Origin of the sequence: Paracoccus sp. UBA889, assembly GCA_002294185.1 — a bacterium.
Classification (GTDB): Bacteria; Pseudomonadota; Alphaproteobacteria; order Rhodobacterales; family Rhodobacteraceae; genus Paracoccus.
In genome coordinates this window covers 128,975-150,537 of record DBFD01000061.1, presented here as the reverse complement: position 1 = coordinate 150,537, position 21,563 = coordinate 128,975, and the positions used below count along the sequence as shown (strand labels likewise).

Genomic DNA, 21,563 nt, shown 5'->3' with positions numbered 1-21,563 from the left:
ATGAGCGGCAAGGAATGCGCCGCGCCCGAACAGGGCGCGGCGGCGGCGTTCCGGATCAGGTGCCGGACTTGATCTTGGTCCAGAGCCGGGTGACGATCCGCTGCACCTTGGGGTCGTAGGGCGTGAAGGTGTAGAGGTTCTTCATCGTCTCGGCCGAAGGATAGATCGCCGGATCGCCGATCACGTCCTCGTTCAGGTATTGCTGCGACGCCTTGTTGCCGTTGGCGTAATAGACATAGTTCGACGCGGCCGCCATGTTCTGCGGATCCATCATGAAATTCAGAAACTTGAGCGCGCCGTCGGGATTGGGTGCATCGGCCGGGATGGCCATCTGGTCAAACCACATCAGCGCGCCTTCCTTGGGCGCGTTATAGGCGATCGTGATGCCGTTGTCGGCCTCGGCGGCGCGGTCGCGGGCCTGCAGGATGTCGCCCGACCAGCCGAAGGCCACGCAGATGTCGCCATTGGCCAGCGCGTTGATGTATTCCGAACTGTGGAACTTCGAGATATAGGGTCTGACCGGCATCAGCACCCCCTCGACCTTGGCGATCACGTCGGGATCCTTGCTGTCGGGATCCTCGCCCAGGAACTTCAGCGCCGCAGGGATCACCTCGGTCGGCGCGTCCAGAAACATGACGCCGCAGGAGGCCAGCTTCTCCATGTTCTCGGGCTTGAAGATCAGATCCAGGCTGTCGATCGGCGCATCCTCGCCCAGGGCCTGCCTGACCTTCTCGACATTCACGCCAAGCCCGGTCGTGCCCCACATGTAATTGATCGAATATTCGTTGCCGGGATCATATTTGGCCGTGCGTTCCTTGATCACGTCCCACAGGTTCACCGCGTTGGGCAGCTTGTCGTAATCCAGCTTCTGGAAAACGCCCGCCTGGATCTGGCGCTGAAGAAAGGATCCGGTCGGCACGACCACGTCATAGCCCGACGATCCCGCCAGCATCTTGGTTTCCAGCACCTCGTTGCTGTCGAAGACGTCGTAGATCAGATCGATTCCGGTTTCGTCCTCGAATTTCGCCAGCAGCGATTCGTCGATATAGTCGGACCAGTTGTAGACGCGGACCTCCTCGGCCTGCGCGGCGGTCCCGGCGGCGATAAGGGCGGCCAGCGGCATCCATGCCTTTTTCATTGCGAAACTCCCCTGTTGGTGGTTCTCATTGTCTTTCGCAGCCCAATTTGATCAAAAGCGAATGGGCGTCGCAACATGATAATCGGGACAGGTGGCGGCGATCCTGTCAAGACCAAGTCACCGGCCCGTTCGAAAAGAGGAATGCCCGGAATTTGAACAATCCCGAACCGAAGCCTCCGGAACATGTCCGCGTCCACCACCGCCTGCGCGAGATGATCCTGTCGGGCGACCTGGCGCCGGGCCAGCCGGTCACGATCCAGGGGCTGGTGGCGATGCTGGGCGCCGGCATGACCCCCGTGCGCGAGGCGATCCGGCGGCTGATCGCCGAGGGCGCCTTGCAATTTCAGGGCAACCGGCGGGTTTCGGTGCCGATCCTGTCCGAGGCCCAGATCGACGAATTGCTGTTCGCCCGCCTCGCCCTGGAACCCGAACTGGTGCGCCGCGCCGCGCCGCTGCTGACCACTGCCCAGATCGCCGGTCTGAACCGGATCGACGATGTTCTGAACCAGGCCATCGCCGGCGGCGACATCACCGGCTACATGATGCAGAACCACCGCTTTCACATGACGCTTTACGCCGCCTCGGCCTCGCAGGTCCTGCTGCCGCTGGTCGAGGCCCTGTGGCTGCGCGCCGCGCCATCGCTGCGGGTCATGTGCGGCCGATTCGGCACCCGCAACCTGCCCGATCTGCACCAGCAGGCGCTGGCTGCGCTGGCGCGCGGAGACGGGACGGCCGCCGGCGTGGCCATCGCCGGCGACATCAGGCAGGGGATGGAGAACGTTCGCGCCATCCTGCGCGAAAAGATTTGATCAAATCGGGTTGACGCCATTCGGCGAAGCTCTATCTTGTCCGCAAAGGGTCGCCATGCGCGGCCATTTTTTCGTTCCGATCCGCGTGCGAGGAGCCTGACGATGATCCAGAACCACCTGCCCACGGCCGAATTGCAGGCCATCGACGCGGCCCATCACATGCATCCCTTCACCGCCGGCGCGGAGCTGAGCGCGAAGGGCGCGCGCGTCATTACCCGCGCCGAGGGCGTGTTCCTGACAGACAGCGACGGGAACGAGATCCTGGACGGCATGGCCGGCCTGTGGTGCGTCAATATCGGCTATGGGCGCGAGGAATTGGTGCAGGCCGCCGCCGAACAGATGCGCCAGCTGCCGTTCTACAACACCTTCTTCCAGACGACCCACATTCCGGCGCTGAGCCTTGCCAAACGCCTGGCCGAGCTTGCGCCCGGCGATCTGAACCACGTCTTCTTCAACGGTTCGGGATCGGATTCCAACGACACCAACCTGCGGATCGTGCGGCACTTCTGGGCCGCGCAGGGCCAGCCCGAAAAGCAGGTCGTGATCTCGCGATGGAACGGCTATCACGGGTCCACCATGGGCGCGGCCAGCCTGGGCGGGATGAAGGGGATGCACGCGCAGGGCGGCCTGCCGATCCCCGGCATCGTCCATATAGACCAGCCGGACTGGTGGTCGGAAGGCGGCGACATGACGCCCGAGGAATTCGGCCTCGAACGCGCCCGCCAGCTTGAGGCGAAGATCGAGGAAATCGGCCCCGACAAGGTCGCGGCCTTCATCGCCGAGCCGGTGCAGGGTGCGGGCGGCGTGATCGTGCCGCCCGAAACCTACTGGCCCGAGATCAACCGCATCCTTGCCAAATACGACATCCTGCTGATCGCGGACGAGGTAATCTGCGGCTTCGGGCGGACCGGCAACTGGTTCGGCTCGCAGACGATGGGGATGACACCCGACATCATGACCATCGCAAAGGGCCTGACCTCGGGCTATGCGCCAATGGGCGGATCCATCCTGTCGGACCGGGTGGCGAAGGTCATCAACGAGACGGGTGAATTCGCCCATGGCTATACCTATTCCGCCCATCCCGTCGCCGCCGCCGTGGCGCTGGAAAACCTGCGCATCCTGGACGAGGATGGCATTGTCGATCGCGTGGCCAAGGTGACGGCGCCTTATCTGAAGGCCAGGTGGGAAAGCCTGACGGATCACCCGATGGTGGGCGAGGCCAAGATCGTCGGCATGATGGGGTCAATCGCGCTGACGCCGGACAAGGACAGCCGGGCGCGCTTTGCCGCGGATGCGGGGACCGTGGGGCTGATCTGCCGCGAACGCTGTTTCGCCAATAATCTGGTCATGCGCCATGTCGGCGACAGGATGATCATCTCGCCGCCGCTGGTCATCAGCGAATCCGAGATCGACCTGCTGATCGAACGGGCGCGAACCTCGATCGACCAGGCCTGCCAGCTGGTCCGGGAACAGGGGCTGTGGCAGGCCGCATGATCGGGCGCCTGCCGCGCCGAAGCCCGGCCCGCCTGCGGACCCTTGCGCCGTGGCGTGGGCGTGAGGATCGGTTCGACGCCGATGCCGTGCGACGCACCGTCATCTTCCTCGCGGGGCGCGGCGATTCTTCTGGAATGCCGCGACGGTTTCTGGTCAGAGAGGCGCAAAACCGGAACCCAAGCAGAAAAAGGCCGATGAGCATCCATCTTTATCCGAACGACCTGCCCGACGACGTGAACCTTGGCCCCGTTGTGGCCATCGACACCGAAACGATGGGGCTGGATCCTCGCCGCGACCGGTTGTGTCTGGTGCAGATGTCGGCGGGCGACGGCGATGCCCATCTTGTCCAGATCGAGCGCGGTCAGACCGAGGCTCCCAACCTGTGCCGGATCCTGACCGATCCCAAGGTGGTGAAGCTGTTCCATTTCGGCCGTTTCGACATCGCGGCGCTGGAAAACGCTTTCGGCGTCGTGACCTCGCCGGTCTGGTGCACCAAGATCGCCTCGAAGCTGGTGCGCACCTTCACCGACCGGCACGGGCTGAAATACCTGTTGAACGAACTGGCGGATGTCGATGTCAGCAAGCAGCAGCAGACCAGCGACTGGGGGCAGCCGGATCTGACGGACGCGCAACTGGAATACGCGGCCTCCGACGTCCTGCACCTGCACAAGCTGAAGGCCGCGCTTGAGGAACGGCTGAAGCGCGAGAACCGGATGGGGCTTGCGCAGGCCTGTTTCGATTTCCTGCCCGCCCGCGCCCATCTGGATCTGCTGGGCTGGGGGGATGAAAAGGACATCTTCCAGCACTAGATGGAAGACGACGGCCGGGGGCGCTTTCCCCCCGGACCCCCAACAGAGACGTGGCGACCAGAGCAGGGGTCAGGGGTTTGGCAGATTACATCGAGACCGCGCGGCGCGTGATCCGCACCGAGATCGCCGGGCTGGAGCGGCTGGCCGACGGACTTGGCGACAGTTTCCAGCGTGCAATCGAGGTGATCCTGAGCGCTCGAGGCCGGGTCATCGTCTCGGGCATGGGCAAGTCGGGCCATGTCGCGCGCAAGATCGCGGCGACACTGGCCTCCACCGGCACGCCGGCGCAATTCGTCCATCCGGCCGAGGCCAGTCACGGCGATCTGGGCATGGTGACGCAGGGCGATGCGGCGCTGATTCTGTCCAACAGCGGCGAAACGCCCGAACTGGCCGATCTGGTCGCGCATACCCGGCGGTTCGCCATCCCGCTGATCGCGGTCGCTTCGCGCCCCGAATCGACGCTGTTGCGGCAGGCGGATGTGGCCCTGGTCCTGCCCGCCGCCGAAGAGGCCTGCGGGCGCGGCATCGTGCCCACCACCTCGACCACGATGACGCTGGCCCTGGGCGATGCGCTGGCCGTTGCGCTGATGGAGCATCGTCAGTTCACGGCCGAGCATTTCCGGACCTTTCATCCGGGTGGCAAGCTGGGCGCGCTTTTGTCGAAGGTCGGCGATCTGATGCATTCCGACATGCCCCTGATCGGCGAAAGCGCACCGATGGCGGACGCGCTGCTGGTCATCAGCCAGAAGGGATATGGCGTGACCGGGGTCACGGACGGGTCCGGCGCCCTGGTCGGAATCATCACCGATGGCGACTTGCGGCGCCACATGCAGGGATTGCTGGACTACCGCGCCGACGAGGTGATGACCCGCGATCCGCGCACCATCGCCCCCGACGCCCTGGCCGAGGCGGCCCTGGCCGAGATGCAGGACCGCAAGATCACCTGTCTTTTCGCCGTCCGGGGCGGCAGGCCGGAAGGCATTCTGCATATCCACGACTGCCTGCGCGCCGGACTGGTCTAGGCGGATGGGGCGCACCCGCATCGTCCGCTGGCTGCGCGTGCTTCTGCCACTGGCGGCGCTGGCGATCCTGTCCACGCTGTTCCTGTTCTCGCGCCGACCCGAAGAGGATTCGCGCATTCCCTATGCCCAGCTCGATGCCGAACAGATGGCGCGCGAGCCGCGCCTCGTGGCGCCCGATTATACCGGCGTGACCGATGACGGTGCCGAATTGTCGCTGAGCGCCAGCGAGGCGACGCCGCCAGGCCAAGGGGCCGGCGCCGCGCGCGACGTGCGGCTGGACTGGCGGCGCAAGGACGGCCTGACCGCCGATCTGACCGCGCCCCGGGCCGGGCTTGCCGATGGCCTGATCGGACTGCGCGGCGGCGTGAGGATGACCACCTCGTCGGGCTGGCGGATGGATGCGCCCAGCGTCGATGCCGCGACTGACCGTTCGCTGATTCGCGCGACCGGCGGGGTCGAGGCCGAGGCGCCGTTCGGCAGCATCCGCGCAGACCGCATGGATCTGCAGCCAAAGCGCGAAGACGGGGCGGGCGCAGCGGTCTTGAATTTCTCGGGCTCCGTCCGTTTGATATACCAACCCTGAACCCCGGACGAGGATGCCCGCCATGCTGCGCCCCCTGACCATCGCCCTGACCCTCCTGGCCGCGCCCGCCCTGGCGCAGAACGTGGCCTTCGGCGGCATGACGGCCGACACCTCGGCCCCGGTCGAGGTCGCCGCCGACAATCTTGCCGTCGATCAGGCGGATGGCAGCGCGGTCTTCACCGGCAATGTGGTGATCGGCCAGGGCGAGATGCGGCTGGCCGCCGACAGCGTGACGGTAATCTATGCAGAGGGCGGGCAGAACCGGATCCAGGCGCTGAAGGCCCAGGGGAACGTGACCCTGACCTCGGGCAAGGATGCGGCACAGTCCGAAACGGCCGATTACGACGTTGCCAGTGGCAATATCGCGCTGGCCGGCGCGGTGGTGCTGAAACAGGGCCAGAACGTGCTGACCGGCGACCGCATGATCGTCAACCTTGCCGACGGCACCGCCAGGGTCGATGGCCGGGTGCGATCCGTGCTCCAGCCCGGCGGCAATTGATGGCGCGGGACACTCAGGTCAGGGCAGGCGGGCTGCGGGTCGCGGGGCTGCGCAAATCCTATCGCAACCGGCCGGTGATCCGCGATGTCTCGGTCACGCTGGACCGGGGCGAGGTGGTGGCGCTGCTGGGGCCGAACGGGTCCGGCAAGACGACCTGCTTCTACTGCATCGCGGGGCTGGTCGCGCCGGATGCCGGGCAGGTCATGATCGACGGCCGCGACGCGACCGCGCTGCCGATGTTCCGCCGTGCACGGATGGGCATCGGCTATCTGCCACAGGAAATGTCGATCTTTCGGGGCCTGACGGTCGAGCAGAACATCATGGCCGTGCTGGAGGTGACGCTGGACGATCCGCGCCACCGCCGCGACCGGCTGGAGGAGTTGCTGGGGGATTTCTCGATCGGTCATCTGCGCGGCGCGCCGGCCCTGGCCCTGTCGGGGGGCGAGCGGCGGCGATGCGAGATCGCGCGCTGTCTGGCCTCGGATCCCGGCTATCTGCTGCTGGACGAGCCCTTTGCGGGCGTCGATCCGATCGCGGTGGGCGAGATTCGCGGGCTGGTCCATGATCTGAAATCGCGCGGCATCGGGGTGCTGATCACCGATCACAACGTTCGCGAGACGCTGGGCATCGTGGATCGCGCCTATATCCTGCATGACGGCAACGTGCTGATGTCCGGCTCGACGCAGGAGATCGTTGCCGACGCGCGGGTCCGCAAGGTCTATCTGGGCGACAGCTTCAGCCTGGCCTGATTGCCGTTCCACGGGACGACCTTGAATGCGAAGTGGCGGACCCGCGATCCGGACTGCGCTTGCGCGGCGATTGCGGGCGGCTTTCGCCGCAAGACCCGGCCCCCGACAGCACGCTGCTCACCAGCTCGTGCGGCGCGGGTCGTCGGCGATCCTCCGCCGCCCCGTTGACAGCCAAGCCGCTCTGTCACCAAATGTTCAGGTGGCGGCACGGAATGCCGTCTCAAACCCGGGCCTGGCTTTCTGCGTCGGGCAGGCGTGTCAGACCGGGCAACCGAAGAGGAACGACGATGCGCTATACGATCAGCGGAAAACATATCGATGTGGGCGATGCCCTCAGCACTCATGTCGAGACGGAACTGGGCGAGACGGTGACCAAATATTCGCAGCGGCCCACCGATGCGACCGTCACCTTTTCCCGCGACGCGCATCAGTTCCTGTGCGATAGCGTCGTGCATCTGTCCACCGGCCTGACCGTGCAGGCGCGCGGGGCCGCGGTCGAGATTTATGATGCCTTCGAGGCCTGCCGCGAGAAGATGGACAAGCAGCTTCGCCGCTACAAGCGCCGTCTGAAGGATCATCACAAGGACCGCTCTGATCCGGTTGAATTCGGCCCCGCGGGCATGTATGTGCTGTCCGCCGACGAGGATGTGTGGGAGACGAAGGATAGCGGGCTTCAACCCATCATCATCGCCGAAATGGAGGCGCGTGTGCCCACGCTTTCGGTAGGGGATGCCGTGATGCAGATGGAACTGGCCGGAACGCCGCTGCTGGTGTTTCGCAACGAGAAACACGGCGGCGTCAACGTCGTCCACCGCCGCGACGACGGCAATGTGGGTTGGATCGATCCGCGCGGCAATGGCTGATCGTCGCCCGCGACATGGCTGAACCGACGGACCGCCCCCGGCGTTTTCGCGCGGGGGCGCATCCATTGAGAGAGACGCAAGCATCATGCAACTCAGCGAGATCCTGAAACCCGGCGCCGTTCGTTCTCTTGGGCAGGTCACCTCGAAGAAACGGCTGTTTCAGGAACTGGCCGATCTGGCCAATGCCGAATACAAGCTGAACATCTCGGAGGTTGTGGATGCTCTGCAGGAGCGCGAAAGCCTGGGGCCGACGGGTGTCGGCCATGGCGTCGCGCTGCCCCATGCCCGCCTGCACGGGCTGGACAACGTCGTGGGGCTGTTCCTGCGCCTCGAGAAACCGCTGGATTTCGACGCGGTGGACCGCCAGCCGGTCGATCTGATCTTTGCGCTTCTGGCCCCAGAATCCAGTGGCGTCGATCATCTGAAGGCGCTGGCGCTGGTCTCGCGGACGCTGCGCGACAACGATTTGCGCGCGAAGCTGCGTGCCAACGACGACGCGACCGCCCTGCATGCCGTTCTGTCGGCGGCTCAGGGAATCAAGGCCGCCTGACGGTTCCAATCGGTCTGTTCCGGTCCTATATTGATGGTCCAGAAGGCCAGAGGAGGGCCGGATCATGAACAAGCATGTCAGCGATCAACCCCGCAGCCAGAACGGAACGCGCCTGCGCGAATACGCACGCCAGGAACGCGAGGCCGGCACCCATCCCGCCATCAAGACCCTGCGCGCCCGCCCGAAGATGCGGGGTGACGAGAACCGCAAGACCGCCGAATTCCTGCGGATCGAACGGGATCAAACGGCCTAGCCGCGCAGGTCAGCCGGCCTCTGCGGGGCGCTGGATCAGATCCCGGAGATTGCCGTAGAGGTCGGCGAAAACCGCCGCGATGCCGCAATCCGCCAATCTCGGTTCGCGGATGATCCGGATGCCTGCCCGGCGCAGTCGGGCCAGGTCCGCGCGTAAATCGTCGGTTTCCAGAAAAAGAAAGACACGGCCGCCGGTCTGATCGCCGACGACCGCGTTCTGGGCGTCGCTGGTCGCGCGCGCCAGCAGCAAGGAAACGCCGCCACCCGACGGTTGCACCAGAACCCATCGCTTGTCCTGTTCCGGCTGATGGACACCTTCAAGCAGCCGGAAACCCAGGACATCGACATGGAACCCGATCGCCTCGTCATGATCGCGCACCACCAGCGCGAGATGGGCGTCGGTGATTCAAGCGCGGAGATTCAAGCGCGGACCAGCGTCTCGTAATCCTCGGCGATCTTGCGCGTGGTTTCGCCAACCTGGAAATGCCAGTCGCCGATCTGGCCGACCGGCGTCACCTCGGCGGCGGTCCCGGTCAGGAAACATTCCTGAAAACCTTCCAGTTCTTCCGGCCTGATCCGGCGCTCGTGAACCGAAACGCCGTTGTCCTTCAGCATCCCGATGATGGTCTGCCGCGTGATCCCGTTCAGGAAGCGGTCGGCCAGCGGCGTGTGCACCTCGCCATCCCTGATGAAGAAGATGTTGGCGCCGGTCGCCTCGGCGACGTAGCCTTCCCAATCCATGAACAGCGCGTCCGAACAGCCCTTGGCCTCGGCCGCGTGTTTGGACATGGTGCAGATCATGTAGAGGCCGGCCGCCTTGGCCGCGGTCGGGATCGTTTCCGGGCTGGGCCGCTTCCACTTGGCCACGTCCAGCTTGGCGCCCTGCCATTTCGCATCGCCGTAATAGCTGCCCCATTCCCAGGCGCAGACGGCCATCCGGACCGGGTTCCGCGCGGCCGAAACGCCCATGTCCGGACCCGACCCGCGCCACATCACCGCGCGCACATAGGCGTTGTCGAACCCGTTGGCCTTCAGCACGGCGTCCTTCGCTGCGTCGATTTCCTCGGCCGTATAGGGCGAGGTCATGTCCACCAGCCGTGCCGATTCGATCAGCCGCAAAGAATGTTCGTGCCCCTTGAAGATCTTGCCGTCATAGCAGCGTTCGCCCTCGAAGACCGAACTGGCGTAATGCAGCGCATGGGTCAGGACATGAACATTCGCGTCGCGCCATTCGACCAATTCGCCATCCATCCAGATCTTGCCGTCGCGATCGTCATATGCCGCCGTCATCATTTCCCTCCATCACGTCCGGAATTTGCGATTCTTGCGCCAGCCGTCCGGAAAGGGCCGTTTTGTTGCGCGAAGCCCTTGACGGCTAGCAATCGAATCTTGGAAAGTCAACAACGCTGCCCTATCAAGACGCAAACCGCCGAAAGGACGATCGAATGGCCGAGAAGCTGCGACTCCAGACCAAGGTCGGGGAAGATCTGCTGTTTCTCACCGATGATCAGTTGCGCAGGGGGATCGAGGCGATGTTCTTCGCCTATCGTGCCTTCACCGCCGATCCCGACCTGATTCTGACCGAACTGGATTACGGCCGCGCCCACCACCGCGCGCTGCATTTCATCAACCGCGATCCGGGCCTGACGGTGACCTCGTTGCTGGCAGTCCTGGGCGTGACCAAGCAATCGCTGAACCGGGTGCTGCGGACGCTGATCGCGGACGGGCTGGTCGAAAGCCGGGTCGGCCGCCGTGATCGGCGCGAACGGCAATTGTTCCTGACCGGCAAGGGAACGGCGCTGGAACGCCGCCTCTCCGAGGCGCAGCGGGTGCGGATGCGGACCGCCTATCGCAATGCCGGACCTCAGGCCGTGGCCGGTTTCCGGCAGGTTCTGGAAGCGATGATGGACCCCGAGACGCGGGCGCAGTATCAGGCGATGAAGGACCTGCCCGAGGACCGCTGAGCCCGATGACCCATCCTGCCGCCCATCTTCTGATCGTCGATGATGACGAACGTATCCGCGCGCTGCTGGGAAAGTTCCTGCGCAAGAACGACTTCATGGTCACGATGGCGCGCGACGCGACGCAGGCGCGGCGGCTGCTGGCGGGGCTGGAATTCGACCTGATCGTGCTGGACGTGATGATGCCCGGCGAGGACGGCATCTCGCTGACCCGCAGCCTGCGCGGTGCACTGGACACGCCGATCCTGCTGCTGACCGCGAGGGGCGAGACCGAGGATCGCATCGCCGGGCTGGAAAGCGGCGCCGACGATTATCTGGCCAAGCCTTTCGAGCCGCGCGAATTGCTGCTGCGCATCGCCGCGATCCTGCGCCGGGTGCCGGCGGCCGAAGCCTCTCAGCCGAAATTCCTGACGCTGGGGATGCTGCGCTACGATACCGACAAGGGTGAATTGTGGCAGGGCGATGCCCCGCTGCGGCTGACCGGAACCGAACAATCCCTGTTGCGCCGGCTGGCGGCGCGGGCCGGCCAGCCGGTCAGCCGGTCGGATCTGATCGAGGATCTGGGGCGCAGCGGCAATGGTGACGAGGCCGAGAACAGCGAACGCGCCATCGATGTCCAGATCACCCGCCTGCGCCGCAAGATCGAGCCCGATCCGAAAGAGCCGCGCTTTCTGCAAACTGTGCGCGGCACCGGCTACATGCTGGTCTGCGACTGACTTGTCCCGCCCGCGCGCGCGGCCTAGCCTGCGCGCGGATGGACGCGAACCCGACATATCACGGAATCGAGCTGGATGCCGAAACCGCGCTGGCGCTGCTGGAATGGCAGGCCGAGATGGGCGTGGACGAGCCGATCCTGGACGCGCCCCTGGACCGGTTCGACCTGGCCGCGCGCCCGAAACCGGCCACGGCCAAGCCACCGCTGCCGCCGCCGCTGCAGGCCCGGGCGCCGGGATCGTCGCCTCCGCAATCGACCGATGACGCCGCCGCCCGTCTGGCCGAGGCCGAGGCGCTGGCTGCAGGGGCCGGGACGCTGGCGGCGCTTGCGGCGGCGCAGGAGGCTTTCGACGGGATCGAATTGAAGAAGGGCGCTCGGAATTTCTGCTTCGCCGACGGCGATCCCGGGGCCCGCGTGATGATTCTGGGCGAGGCGCCGGGCGACGAGGAGGACCGTCAGGGTCGCCCCTTCGTCGGTCGCGCGGGGCAGTTGCTGGACCGGATGTTCGCCGCCATCGGGCTGTCCCGGACGGCGGTCGATGCGGCGCAGGCGCTGTATGTCGTCAACGTGCTGACCTGGCGTCCGCCGGGCAACCGCGACCCCAGCCCCGATGAAATCCTCGTGAGCATGCCTTTCGTGCGGCGTCATGTCGAACTGGCCGCGCCCGATCTGATCGTGCTGATGGGCAACATTCCCTGCCAGGCCGCCCTGGGCCGCCGGGGCATTCTGCGCCTGCGTGGGCAATGGGTTGAGGCTTTCGGCCGCCCCGCGCTGCCGATGACCCATCCGGCCTATCTGCTGCGCAACCCGGCCGCCAAGCGCGAGGCATGGGCGGATCTTCTGTCGCTGTCCGCGACGCTGGAAGGCCTTTCCGTTTAGGTTTCATTTCCGCATCATGGGTTAGGACGACCCTTCACAGACGGGATCCCCGCCGGATGCGCTTTCTCTTCCGCAGTCTTTCGGGGCTGTTCATCACCTTTCTGACCCTGGCCCTGCTGTTTCTGGCGGGCTTTCAGTTGTGGCAGGCGGTCGCCTCGCGCGGCGAGGACGGTGGACCGGGGCGCGGCGGCGGCGGCGAACAGGTCTATTCGGCGCGGTTGCTGACCCTCATCCCGCAACAGGTCCAGCCGGTGATGCGCGTCTTCGGCAGCATCGACTCGCGCAGGCGCCTGGAATTGCGGGCCGGCGCGGCGGGCCGGATCGTCTATCTGGACCCGAGCCTGCAAGAGGGCGGTCAGGTCGAGGCCGGGCAATTGCTGGTGCGGATCGATCCGTCCTCGGCGCAGGCGGCGCTGGACAACCAGATCGCCGCCCGCGACGACGCCGAGGCGACCTTGCGCGATGCCCGTCGCAACGTGCAGGTCGCGACCGATGATCTGGCGGCGGCCGAGCGGCAGGCCGAACTGCGCCGCGCGGCGGTCGATCGCCAGGAATCGCTGGCCACGCGGGGGCTTGGCACCAGCGCCGACCGCGAAACGGCACAGCTGGCGGCATCATCGGCCGAACAGGCCGTGATCGCGGGCCGCTCCGCCCTGGCCAGCGCCGAAAGCGCGGTCACCGCGGCCCAGAACGCGCTGCGCCGATCCGAGATCGACCTGTCCGAGGCTCGCCGCGCTCTGGCCGATACCACGATCACCGCGGGCTTTTCCGGCCGCGTCACCGCCGTCACCGCGGTCGAGGGTGGCCTGGTCAGCCTGAACGAACAACTGGCCGAGATCATCGACCCGGACGCATTGGAGGCGCAGGTGCCCCTGTCGCTGGATCAGTTCTCGCGGCTTGTGGACGAGGATGGCAGGCTGGACGGGACGGCGGCGATGATCGTGCTGGACGGCTCGGCCGGGCGGCTGACGGCCGAGGCGCAGATCGACCGCGCGGCGGCCTCGGTCGCGGAGGGTGCGTCCGGCCGCGTGGTCTATGCCAGGATCATCCGGGGCGGCGCGACCTTGCGTCCGGGCGATTTCGTCAGCGTCGAGATCGCCGAACCCGCGCTGGCCGATGCCGCCATCATCCCAGCCATCGCGATCGGTGCGGATGGCGGCGTCCTGGTCGCCGATGATCAGGGCCGCCTGACCGCGACGCCGGTCGAGATCCTGCGGCGGCAGGGAAATGACGTGGTGATCCGCGTCTCGGACGAGCTGGCGGGCGCGCGGATCGTGGCCGAACGTGCGCCGCAACTGGGCACCGGGATTCTGGTCCGTGACAGCCAGGCCGAGGCCCCGTCCGACGAGCCACGGGCACCCGCCACGGATCAGAGCGCCCGGAACCGGCGCGGGGCCGGCAATGGCTGAGCGTCGCGGTTTCCTGTCGATCTTCACCCGCCACCGGACGCTGGCCAATCTGATCCTGATGGTGATGGTGGTCGGCGGTCTGTATTCCGCGCCCAGGATCCGCGCGCAGTTCTTTCCCGATACCGTCGTTCAGGAAATCGACGTGCGGGTGCAGTGGGACGGCGCCGGACCCGAGGATGTGGACCGTTCCGTGGTGGCGGTGCTGGAACCCTCGCTGATGGGGGTCGAGGGCGTGGCCAACGTCACCTCGCGCGCGGTGCAGGGATCGGCCGAGATCGAGATCGAGTTCGAACCGGGCTGGGACATGGCGCGCGCCAATTCCGACGTGGAAACCGCCATTGCCAGCGCCGGCGATCTGCCCGAAGGCGCGGAAGACCCCGAAACGGTGCGATCCTCCTGGCGCGACAGGGTCGCCGATGTGGTGATCTCGGGACCGGTCGGACTGGACCAGCTGTCGCGGATCACCGACGATTTCAGCAACCGCCTTTACGCCGCCGGGATCACCCGGCTCAGCATCACGGGTCTGGCCGCCCCCGAGACGCTGGTCGAGGTGCGGATGGCCGATCTGGTCCGGTACGACATCACGCTGGAACAGATCGCCGCAGCCGTCGGCGCAGCGGCCTCGGCAAGCCCGGCGGGCGACGTGTCGTCCGGCGCCGCGCGGGTGCGCACCGGCGCCGAGACGCGCGATCCGGCCGCCGTCGCGGCCCTGGCGCTGAAGGCCCAGCCGGACGGAACGACCCTGACCGTGGGCGATGTCGCCGATGTGCGGCAATCGGGCATGGATCGCAACACGGCCTATTATGTCGGCGGCAATCCGGCGGTGATCGTGCAGGTCCAGCGCAGCGCCGCCGGCGACGCGATCGGGATGCAGCGCAGCGTCGAGGACATCGTGGCCCGGATGACGCCCGCACTGCCCGGCGGCGTCACCATGGAACTGGTGCGGGCACGGGCCGAACTGATCGCGGCACGGCTGGAATTGTTGCTGGACAATGCCGTTCTGGGCCTTGGGCTGGTGCTGGCGCTGCTGTTTCTGTTCCTCAATGCCCGCACCGCGATCTGGGTGGCGGCGGGGATTCCGGCCTCGCTGGCGGCGGCGGTGGGGCTGATGTATGCGACCGGCATGACGCTGAACATGATCTCGTTGTTCGCGCTGATCCTGACGCTGGGCATCATCGTGGACGACGCGATCGTGGTGGGAGAACATGCCGATTATCGCGCCCGCAAGCTGGGCGAGCCCGCGGTCGTCGCGGCGGAACGCGCGGCGGGGCGAATGGCCGCGCCGGTCGTGTCGTCTTCGCTGACCACGATCATCGCCTTTGCCGGGCTGATGTTCATCGGCGGTCATTTCGGCGAACTGATCTCGGATATTCCGATGACGGTGATCCTGGTTCTGGCCGCATCCCTGATCGAATGTTTCCTGGTCCTGCCCAGCCACATGGCCCATGCCCTGACCCGCACGGCGCGGCGCAACTGGTACGACCGCCCCTCGAAGCTGGTCAATCGCGGGCTGGACTGGTTCGTGGCTCGCCTGCTGCGACCGCTGATCCGCTGGGCGATGGTGCTGCGCTATCCGGTTCTGGCCGCGACGACGGCGATGTTCGCCTGGTCGGCCAGCGCGCTGGTCACCGGGCAGGTGCCCTGGCGCTTTTTCGACGCGCCCGAACGGGGCAGCGTGGCGGGAAACTTTGCCATGCTGCCCGGCGCCACGCGCGAGGATACGATCCGGGTGATGGGACTGGTACAGGACGCGGTCGATCGCGTCGGCGCCGAATACGAAACCAGATACGGCGCCAACCCGATCACCCATGCGATGACCATGGTCGGCGGAAATTCCGGCCGTCCGCTGCCCGGCGCCGACACCAAGGACACGGATCTGCTGGGCGCGGTGCAACTGGAACTGATCGAGCCGGATGTGCGGCCCTATTCCAGCTTCGACTTCGTGGCTGCGCTGCAAGAGGCCATGCCCAGCGATCCCCGGCTGGAGACGATCAGCTTTCGCGGCTTCCGATCGGGTCCGGGCGGGGATGCGATCTCGGTCCGCATGACGGGGGCGGAGGCACAGCGCCTGAAGGACGCGGCCGAGGCGCTGAAGCTGCGCCTGTCGGGCTTTGCCGAAGTCTCGGCACTGGAAGACAGCATGTCTTATGACAAGGACGAGTTGAACCTGCGGCTGACTGCGCAGGGCGAGGCCCTGGGCTTCACGACCGACAGCCTGGCACGGCAATTGCGCCAGCGCCTGGCGGGCATCGAGGCCGCGACCTTTCCGGTGGGCACCCGCACCGGCGCAATCCGCGTGGAACTGCCCGAGAACGAACGCCAGGGCGATTTTCTGGACCGGATGATGATGCGCACGCTGTCGGGGCAGTGGGTGCCGCTGGGCGATATCGTGACGGTGGGCACAGAGGCGGGCTTTTCCGTGATCCGGCGCGAGAACGGCGAAAGGATGATCTCGGTCACCGGCGATATTTCGGGCGATGATCCGGCGCGCGCGGCGCAGATCACGCAGGCGCTGGAAACCGAGATCATGCCGCAGATCGCGGCCGAATTCGGCATCAATTACGAGACCACAGGCCTGGCCGAGCAGGAACGCGATTTCCTGGGCGACGCGGTCGTCGGTTTCGCGCTTGCGCTGACCGGGATCTACATGGTGCTGGCCTGGATCTTTGCCAGCTGGAGCCGGCCGCTGGTGGTGATGTCGGTGATCCCCTTCGGACTGGTCGGCGCGGTCTGGGGCCATGCCCTGTGGTCGCTGCCCCTGTCGATGTTCTCGATCGTGGGTCTGATCGGGATGTCGGGAATCATCATCAACGATTCGATCGTCCTGATCTCGACCATCGACGAATATGCGAGGGATCGTGGTCTCCGGCCCGCCATTGTCGATGCCGTCTGCGACCGCTTCCGTCCGGTCCTGCTGACCACCGCGACGACCGTTCTGGGTCTGGCGCCGTTGCTCTACGAGCGTTCGTCCCAGGCGCTGTTCCTGAAACCCACGGTGGTGACGCTTGCCTATGGCCTTGGCTTTGGCATGGTCGTCGTGCTTCTGGTGGTGCCCGCGGTTCTGGGTATCGGCGAGGATATCGGCCGCGCCCGCACGGGTTTCCGGCGCGGGCTGCGCAGCCCCGGCCTGCGCTGGCCGGTGCGGCTGGCGGCCGGGCTGGCGGCACTGGCCTTCGTGGCGATCCTGCTGCCGGTCACGCTGTTGCCCGCCATGAAAATCGCGCTGCCCGGCTGGTGGCCGGTCGCGTCCTCGGCCTGGATGGCGCTTGGCTGGTATGCCCTGGCGCTGCTGATCATCGCCCTGGGTGCCGGGCTGGCGATGCTTGGCCTTGCGGGGCGCGGCCTTGCCTCGCGACGGCGCCCGACGGCGTGAGGATCGCTGCTGGCCGGCCGTGGCCTGGGGTCACGTTTGCGCGCAGGACTTGCAACGATCCCGCCAAGCACCGATCTTGAGCGTGAAGGAGATTCGATGAGCGAATTCGACAACGATCCCGGCGATCCCGGCGAAGCCAATCTGACCGGCAAGGTCCTGATCGCCATGCCGGGGATGGCCGATCCGCGTTTTCAGCGATCCGTGGTGCTGGTCTGTGCCCATTCCGAGGAAGGCGCGATGGGGCTGGTGCTGAACCGGCCGTTGCCCGAAATCGGCTTCGGTGACCTTCTTGAGCAGCTCGGTATCGAGGCCGACGAGGACGCCCGCCCGATCGAGGTCCGTTTCGGCGGCCCGGTCGAGCCCGGCCGCGGCTTCGTGCTGCACAAGGTGCCCGAACACGGCAATGATCCCGAGGGCCGGCTGCGCATCGGCGGTGCCATCGCCATGACCACGACCCGCGACATTCTCGAGGATCTGGCCCATGGTCAGGGCCCGGAATCGGCCGTCCTGGCCCTGGGCTATGCCGGCTGGGGACCGGGGCAGCTGGAAGACGAGATGCTGCAGAACGGCTGGCTGACCGGCGAGGGCAGAGAGGATCTGATCTTCGGCGCGGATCACGACGGCAAGTGGCAATCCGCGCTGCGCGCGCAGGGAATCGACCCCTCGCTGCTATCGGCAGCGGCCGGGCGTGCCTAGGGGCGTCGGCCGCGCCGCGTGATGCGAGGAAAGGGCCGAGAGGGACCGGCGATGTCCGCCTGACGGTCAGAAATCGGGAAAGAACCTGTCCGAGGGCGTGAAAATCTCGAACCCCTGGGAGGTCACGCCGATGGAATGCTCGAACTGCGCCGACAGCGATTTGTCGCGCGTCACGGCTGTCCAGTCGTCGGCCAGAACCTTGGTATCGGGGCGCCCCAGGTTGACCATCGGCTCGATGGTGAAGAACATGCCTTCCTCCAGCACCGGGCCCTTGCCGGCGCGGCCGAAATGCAGCACGTTCGGCGGCGCATGAAAGACGCGGCCCAGCCCGTGCCCGCAGAAATCGCGCACGACAGACATGCGCTGGCCTTCGGCATGGGCCTGAATGGCCGCGCCGATATCGCCGAAGGTGGCGCCGGGGCGGACCGCCTCGATCCCCTTCATCAGCGAATCGTAGGTGACCTGGATCAGTCTTTGCGCCTTGATCGAGGGTGTGCCGGCCACATACATGCGGCTGCTGTCGCCATACCAGCCATCCACGATCACGGTCACGTCGATATTCAGGATATCACCGTTCTGCAGCACCTTGTCGCCCGGAATCCCGTGGCAGACGACATGATTCACGCTGATGCAGCTTGCATGCTGATAGCCGCGATAGCCGATCGTGGCCGAGGTCGCGCCCATCTCTTCGATCCGCCGGCGGATGAAATCGTCCAGCGCGCCGGTGGTCACGCCCGGTTCGACCATCACGCCGACCTCATCGAGGATCTGGGCCGTCATCGCGCCGGCCTTGCGCATTCCGGCGAAATCTGCCGGGACGTGAATGCGGATGCCTTCTCGTGTGATGTGGCTTTCGTCCATCGCGGATCCTTTCTGATGGCGCATAGATAGACCCGAGCGGCCCCTTGTTCCAGCCCCGCGCGCGGGCTTAGAACGTCACGGCATCCTTCGGAGGACGGCATATGCAATCGGATAATCCAAGCGCGGCGATCCTGGTCATCGGGGACGAGATCCTGTCGGGCCGCACGCGCGAGGGCAACGCGCATCATCTGGCCCAGGTGCTGACGGCGACCGGGTTTGACCTGCGCGAGATACGAATCGTGGCCGACGATCAGGATCAGATCGTGGAGGCCGTGCGGGCACTGGACAAAAGCCTTGGCGGCGCCTTCGATCTGCTGTTCACCTCGGGCGGGATCGGTCCGACCCATGACGACATCACCGCCGATTCCGTCGCGATCGCCCATGGCACCACGGCCGAGGTCAACGAAGCCGCGCGCGCGCTGTTGCAGGAACGCTGCGAACGGATGGGAACGGAACTGACGCTCAACCGGCTGCGCATGGCGCGCATCCCGCTGGGCGCGACGCTGATCGACAACGCCGTCTCGGCAGCGCCGGGCTTTTCCATCGGAAACACGCATGTCATGGCCGGCGTACCCGAGGTGTTTCGCGGCATGGTGGACTGGCTGATCCCCCGATTGGCCGCCGGGCGCCCGGTGCGGTCCGAGACGGTCGAGGTCCGGCGCGGCGAAAGCGATGTGGCCGAGGAGCTGAAGGCGGTCGCGGCCGAATTCCCCGATGTCTCGATGGGATCCTATCCCTATCACGATGAACGGGGCTGGGGCACCAACCTGGTCGTGCGCGGGCTGGACGCGGATCGCGTCGCCGTGGCCATGGCCGAGTTGAAGCGACGGCTGTCGCTGTGATGGACGCCGCCCTGGCCGAGGCTTTCGAGATCAGTTGGCCGGCATCCGAATATGCCGATGCGGGCGGTTTCCGGGTCGGGCGCGGCCTGGGCGCGGGCGGCCGGGTCAGTTCGGCCCGCGCCGTGGGCGCGTGGCGTGGCGATCACATCGACGCTGCCATCGCCATCCATCGGGGCTGGGATCAGCGGCCGGTCTTCCGGGTTGCCGATGACGATGCGGCGCTGGCCGGGGCGCTGGAATCGCGGGGATTTCGTCGCGAGACGCCCACCGCGGTGATGGCGACCGCCACCCGGGCCCTCACCGACATCGCGATTCCGTCGGTGACCACCTTCACCCTGTGGCCGCCGCTGGCGATCCAGCGCGAAATCTGGGCTGCGGGCAATATCGGACCTGCCCGGCAGGCGGTGATCGAGCGGGTGGCGCAGCCCAAGACCACGATCCTCGGCCGGACCTCGGATCGCGCGGCGGGGGCAGCCTTCGTGGCGGTCCATGACCGGATCGCGATGGTGCATTGCGTCGAGGTTCTGGGCGCGTGGCGGCAGCGCGGTCTGGCCGGCTGGATGATGCGGCAGGCGGCCTTCTGGGCCGACGCTCAGGGGGCATCGCGGCTGGCTCTGGCGGTCAGCCGGCCGAACATGTCGGCGATGGCGCTTTACCGAAAGCTGGGATTTCGCGAGGTGGCGGGTTATGGCTATTTCGCCCCGCCATCGGAGCGGGCCGATCTGATCGCGGCGGCGATGAGCGCGGGAACCTCGGCGGCAAGTCCGATCGGATCGAGGCGCGGGCCGGTGAACCCCGCCTGATCCAGGGCCCGAGGCAGATCGTCGGTCACATGTTCCGCCCTCAGCGCGAAGAAGGGCAGGTGCACGGCGCGGTCCAGATCGCGCGCGGCATCGGCAAGCCACGGGGCCTGTTCGACGAAGCCCGTCACCACGCGGGCGAAATGCGGCGCGATCTGCGCCGCGATCGCGGTGGTGATGGCAAAGCTGGCCGGCGAGCGTTGCGAGCCATGGGCGCTGAGCAGCAGCGTCGTCTCGGACGGGGTCCAGCCCTCGTCGGCGGCGGCAGCAAGCGCGATCCGCACGATCAGCGCAGGCAGGGCCGGATCGGCTCCGAAGGGGGGCAGGACGCGGGCGCCGGCGGCCCCGGCGCGGTCCAGCCGGCGCGGCAATTCGGTGCGCGTGAACCACCCCTCGGCCATGAACATCGGATAGATCAGGCTGTCCGGTTCGCAGGTTTCGGCCAGCGCGCCGGGCATCGCCAGCGTTGCCCCCCGGACTTCGCAACCGGGATCGTTGCGAGCGACGGCGGCCGCGAGATCCTCGATCGCGCGCTGCTGCGGCACGGGATCGCCCGGCTGCCCATGCGAGACGATGACCGCTCGCGCCTCCGTCATTGGCGGAAATGTCGCGCCAAGGCGTCGGGCATGTCGAATTCCGTCAAAGCGCGGGCGCGGCCTTCGGGCGACATCTTCTTCGCGGTCCTTTCGATGATGCGCGGCATCTTGTCGTCGGGTTGTTCCGCCATGAAATCGCCCAGATACCAGCGGATGAAGGTGAAGCAGATCACGTCCTCCAGGGCCTGAACCTCGGGGTCGCGCTTCAGTCCCTGCTTGGTCAGCATCCTGCGGGCACGGTCGATCTGGTCGTCGTCATAGCCCGCGTCCTGCATGATCCCGGCGATGCGGTCGGCATGGCGGCGGCCCTGTTCCTGCCGCCATCGCAGATAGCCCGCGCGATCCATCGGATAGGCGTCGCGGGGCAATGTCCAGCGTTCGACATGCTGGCCGCGGCAGGCGATGCGCAGGGGTTCCGACGCTTCCGGAAACAGGCGCTGCTGTTCCTCGGTCATCCGCTGGCCATAGAGAAGATTGGCCGGTTTCCCGTTCTCGAGGCCGGGATCCCTTGCATTCGCCGCGTCGATGGCGCTGAAGGCCTTGTCGAGCCGTGTGGTCATGCGCTTTCTCCGTGTTCTCGGCCAGTTTCAACCGTCTTCGGCCGCGTTTGCAAGCGGCGATGATGGCGCGCGGCGACCGTGGTCGGGGCCGCCACGCGCCGGA

Annotated in this window: 24 protein-coding genes; 18 read left to right on the top strand and 6 right to left on the bottom strand. The window is 66.6% G+C overall.

Annotated features, from left to right (window positions below):
- Nucleotides 1-55 precede the first annotated feature (55 nt).
- On the bottom strand, nt 56-1,138 hold the full coding sequence (locus B4L36_RS12895) for a polyamine ABC transporter substrate-binding protein (RefSeq protein WP_292957955.1): 1,083 nt from the start codon (nt 1,136-1,138) through the stop codon (nt 56-58).
- A gap of 152 nt (nt 1,139-1,290) precedes the next feature.
- Here B4L36_RS12895 and B4L36_RS12890 point away from each other — a divergent pair, with 152 nt between their 5' ends.
- From B4L36_RS12890 to B4L36_RS12845, 10 genes are all read left to right on the top strand, one after another.
- Nucleotides 1,291-1,947, top strand: coding sequence for a GntR family transcriptional regulator (locus B4L36_RS12890; RefSeq protein WP_292957953.1), 657 nt, complete (start codon nt 1,291-1,293; stop codon nt 1,945-1,947).
- Nucleotides 1,948-2,043: 96 nt separating this feature from the next.
- Nucleotides 2,044-3,441 carry an aspartate aminotransferase family protein gene (locus tag B4L36_RS12885; protein ID WP_292957977.1) on the top strand — a complete coding sequence of 466 codons (1,398 nt, stop codon included), beginning with the start codon at nt 2,044-2,046 and terminating at the stop codon, nt 3,439-3,441.
- 194 nt (nt 3,442-3,635) lie between these two features.
- Nucleotides 3,636-4,250: a ribonuclease D gene (locus B4L36_RS12880; protein WP_292957951.1), complete on the top strand. Its 615-nt coding sequence runs from the start codon at nt 3,636-3,638 to the stop codon at nt 4,248-4,250.
- A 77-nt stretch (nt 4,251-4,327) separates the two neighbouring features.
- On the top strand, nt 4,328-5,272 hold the full coding sequence (locus B4L36_RS12875; RefSeq protein WP_292957949.1) for a KpsF/GutQ family sugar-phosphate isomerase: 945 nt from the start codon (nt 4,328-4,330) through the stop codon (nt 5,270-5,272).
- 4 nt (nt 5,273-5,276) lie between these two features.
- Nucleotides 5,277-5,855 (top strand): hypothetical protein, encoded by a 579-nt coding sequence (locus B4L36_RS12870; protein WP_292957947.1) that lies wholly within the window; start codon nt 5,277-5,279, stop codon nt 5,853-5,855.
- 22 nt (nt 5,856-5,877) lie between these two features.
- The gene (gene lptA, locus B4L36_RS12865) at nt 5,878-6,354 is read left to right on the top strand and encodes a lipopolysaccharide transport periplasmic protein LptA (RefSeq protein WP_292957945.1); all 477 of its coding nucleotides are present in this window, start codon (nt 5,878-5,880) and stop codon (nt 6,352-6,354) included.
- Nucleotides 6,354-7,103 (top strand): LPS export ABC transporter ATP-binding protein, encoded by a 750-nt coding sequence (lptB, locus tag B4L36_RS12860; RefSeq protein ID WP_292957943.1) that lies wholly within the window; start codon nt 6,354-6,356, stop codon nt 7,101-7,103. Before lptA ends, lptB begins: the two co-directional genes overlap by 1 nt.
- 287 nt (nt 7,104-7,390) lie before the next feature.
- Nucleotides 7,391-7,966, top strand: coding sequence for a ribosome hibernation-promoting factor, HPF/YfiA family (gene hpf / locus B4L36_RS12855; RefSeq protein WP_292957941.1), 576 nt, complete (start codon nt 7,391-7,393; stop codon nt 7,964-7,966).
- An 85-nt stretch (nt 7,967-8,051) separates the two neighbouring features.
- On the top strand, nt 8,052-8,516 hold the full coding sequence (locus B4L36_RS12850; protein WP_292957939.1) for a PTS sugar transporter subunit IIA: 465 nt from the start codon (nt 8,052-8,054) through the stop codon (nt 8,514-8,516).
- Between the two features lie 64 nt (nt 8,517-8,580).
- On the top strand, nt 8,581-8,769 hold the full coding sequence (locus B4L36_RS12845; protein WP_292957938.1) for a hypothetical protein: 189 nt from the start codon (nt 8,581-8,583) through the stop codon (nt 8,767-8,769).
- A gap of 9 nt (nt 8,770-8,778) precedes the next feature.
- On the opposite strand, the gene B4L36_RS12840 is transcribed toward B4L36_RS12845, so the two are convergent.
- Together B4L36_RS12840 and B4L36_RS12835 are read right to left on the bottom strand one after the other, a co-directional pair.
- Nucleotides 8,779-9,174, bottom strand: coding sequence for a VOC family protein (locus tag B4L36_RS12840; protein WP_292957975.1), 396 nt, complete (start codon nt 9,172-9,174; stop codon nt 8,779-8,781).
- A 14-nt stretch (nt 9,175-9,188) separates the two neighbouring features.
- Nucleotides 9,189-10,058, bottom strand: a complete 870-nt coding sequence (locus B4L36_RS12835; RefSeq protein WP_292957936.1) for a branched-chain amino acid aminotransferase — start codon at nt 10,056-10,058, stop codon at nt 9,189-9,191.
- 155 nt (nt 10,059-10,213) lie between these two features.
- Between B4L36_RS12835 and B4L36_RS12830 the strand changes: the two genes are divergently transcribed.
- The 6 genes from B4L36_RS12830 (at nt 10,214) to B4L36_RS12805 (ending at nt 17,801) form a co-directional block, all read left to right on the top strand.
- Entirely contained in the window at nt 10,214-10,732 is a 519-nt protein-coding gene (locus tag B4L36_RS12830) for a MarR family winged helix-turn-helix transcriptional regulator (RefSeq protein WP_292957934.1), read from the top strand.
- Nucleotides 10,733-10,737: 5 nt separating this feature from the next.
- On the top strand, nt 10,738-11,445 hold the full coding sequence (locus B4L36_RS12825) for a response regulator (RefSeq protein ID WP_292957932.1): 708 nt from the start codon (nt 10,738-10,740) through the stop codon (nt 11,443-11,445).
- Nucleotides 11,446-11,483: 38 nt separating this feature from the next.
- Entirely contained in the window at nt 11,484-12,323 is an 840-nt protein-coding gene (locus tag B4L36_RS12820) for a uracil-DNA glycosylase (protein ID WP_292957930.1), read from the top strand.
- Between the two features lie 56 nt (nt 12,324-12,379).
- Nucleotides 12,380-13,732: an efflux RND transporter periplasmic adaptor subunit gene (locus B4L36_RS12815; protein WP_292957928.1), complete on the top strand. Its 1,353-nt coding sequence runs from the start codon at nt 12,380-12,382 to the stop codon at nt 13,730-13,732.
- On the top strand, nt 13,725-17,105 hold the full coding sequence (locus tag B4L36_RS12810) for an efflux RND transporter permease subunit (RefSeq protein ID WP_292957927.1): 3,381 nt from the start codon (nt 13,725-13,727) through the stop codon (nt 17,103-17,105). The genes B4L36_RS12815 and B4L36_RS12810 overlap by 8 nt, the downstream gene beginning before the upstream one ends.
- Before the next feature lie 96 nt (nt 17,106-17,201).
- A complete protein-coding gene (locus B4L36_RS12805; protein ID WP_292957926.1) occupies nt 17,202-17,801 on the top strand; it encodes a YqgE/AlgH family protein in 600 nt (199 codons plus the stop codon).
- Nucleotides 17,802-17,867: 66 nt separating this feature from the next.
- On the opposite strand, the gene map is transcribed toward B4L36_RS12805, so the two are convergent.
- A complete protein-coding gene (map, locus tag B4L36_RS12800; protein ID WP_292957925.1) occupies nt 17,868-18,662 on the bottom strand; it encodes a type I methionyl aminopeptidase in 795 nt (264 codons plus the stop codon).
- Nucleotides 18,663-18,763: 101 nt separating this feature from the next.
- On the opposite strand from map, the gene B4L36_RS12795 reads away from it, so the two are divergent.
- A complete protein-coding gene (locus B4L36_RS12795) occupies nt 18,764-19,504 on the top strand; it encodes a competence/damage-inducible protein A (protein WP_292957924.1) in 741 nt (246 codons plus the stop codon).
- The gene (locus B4L36_RS12790; RefSeq protein WP_292957922.1) at nt 19,504-20,307 is read left to right on the top strand and encodes a GNAT family N-acetyltransferase; all 804 of its coding nucleotides are present in this window, start codon (nt 19,504-19,506) and stop codon (nt 20,305-20,307) included. The genes B4L36_RS12795 and B4L36_RS12790 overlap by 1 nt, the downstream gene beginning before the upstream one ends.
- Here the strand turns inward: B4L36_RS12790 and B4L36_RS12785 are convergent.
- A complete protein-coding gene (locus B4L36_RS12785; RefSeq protein WP_292957920.1) occupies nt 20,196-20,900 on the bottom strand; it encodes a sirohydrochlorin chelatase in 705 nt (234 codons plus the stop codon). The two genes, B4L36_RS12790 and B4L36_RS12785, sit on opposite strands and share 112 nt — an antisense overlap.
- On the bottom strand, nt 20,897-21,460 hold the full coding sequence (locus B4L36_RS12780; protein WP_292957918.1) for a DUF4202 domain-containing protein: 564 nt from the start codon (nt 21,458-21,460) through the stop codon (nt 20,897-20,899). Before B4L36_RS12780 ends, B4L36_RS12785 begins: the two co-directional genes overlap by 4 nt.
- Nucleotides 21,461-21,563: the final 103 nt, after the last annotated feature.

Coding starts and splice junctions, on each gene's coding strand:
- B4L36_RS12880 (WP_292957951.1), top strand. CDS start 3,636: ATGAGCATCCATCTTTATCCGAACGACCTGCCCGACGACGTGAACCTT.
- lptB (WP_292957943.1), top strand. CDS start 6,354: ATGGCGCGGGACACTCAGGTCAGGGCAGGCGGGCTGCGGGTCGCGGGG.
- hpf (WP_292957941.1), top strand. CDS start 7,391: ATGCGCTATACGATCAGCGGAAAACATATCGATGTGGGCGATGCCCTC.
- B4L36_RS12850 (WP_292957939.1), top strand. CDS start 8,052: ATGCAACTCAGCGAGATCCTGAAACCCGGCGCCGTTCGTTCTCTTGGG.
- B4L36_RS12830 (WP_292957934.1), top strand. CDS start 10,214: ATGGCCGAGAAGCTGCGACTCCAGACCAAGGTCGGGGAAGATCTGCTG.
- B4L36_RS12895 (WP_292957955.1), bottom strand. CDS start 1,138: ATGAAAAAGGCATGGATGCCGCTGGCCGCCCTTATCGCCGCCGGGACC.
- B4L36_RS12845 (WP_292957938.1), top strand. CDS start 8,581: ATGAACAAGCATGTCAGCGATCAACCCCGCAGCCAGAACGGAACGCGC.
- B4L36_RS12780 (WP_292957918.1), bottom strand. CDS start 21,460: ATGACCACACGGCTCGACAAGGCCTTCAGCGCCATCGACGCGGCGAAT.
- lptA (WP_292957945.1), top strand. CDS start 5,878: ATGCTGCGCCCCCTGACCATCGCCCTGACCCTCCTGGCCGCGCCCGCC.
- B4L36_RS12795 (WP_292957924.1), top strand. CDS start 18,764: ATGCAATCGGATAATCCAAGCGCGGCGATCCTGGTCATCGGGGACGAG.
- B4L36_RS12810 (WP_292957927.1), top strand. CDS start 13,725: ATGGCTGAGCGTCGCGGTTTCCTGTCGATCTTCACCCGCCACCGGACG.
- B4L36_RS12805 (WP_292957926.1), top strand. CDS start 17,202: ATGAGCGAATTCGACAACGATCCCGGCGATCCCGGCGAAGCCAATCTG.
- B4L36_RS12785 (WP_292957920.1), bottom strand. CDS start 20,900: ATGACGGAGGCGCGAGCGGTCATCGTCTCGCATGGGCAGCCGGGCGAT.
- B4L36_RS12825 (WP_292957932.1), top strand. CDS start 10,738: ATGACCCATCCTGCCGCCCATCTTCTGATCGTCGATGATGACGAACGT.
- map (WP_292957925.1), bottom strand. CDS start 18,662: ATGGACGAAAGCCACATCACACGAGAAGGCATCCGCATTCACGTCCCG.
- B4L36_RS12870 (WP_292957947.1), top strand. CDS start 5,277: ATGGGGCGCACCCGCATCGTCCGCTGGCTGCGCGTGCTTCTGCCACTG.
- B4L36_RS12815 (WP_292957928.1), top strand. CDS start 12,380: ATGCGCTTTCTCTTCCGCAGTCTTTCGGGGCTGTTCATCACCTTTCTG.
- B4L36_RS12790 (WP_292957922.1), top strand. CDS start 19,504: ATGGACGCCGCCCTGGCCGAGGCTTTCGAGATCAGTTGGCCGGCATCC.
- B4L36_RS12820 (WP_292957930.1), top strand. CDS start 11,484: ATGGACGCGAACCCGACATATCACGGAATCGAGCTGGATGCCGAAACC.
- B4L36_RS12835 (WP_292957936.1), bottom strand. CDS start 10,058: ATGACGGCGGCATATGACGATCGCGACGGCAAGATCTGGATGGATGGC.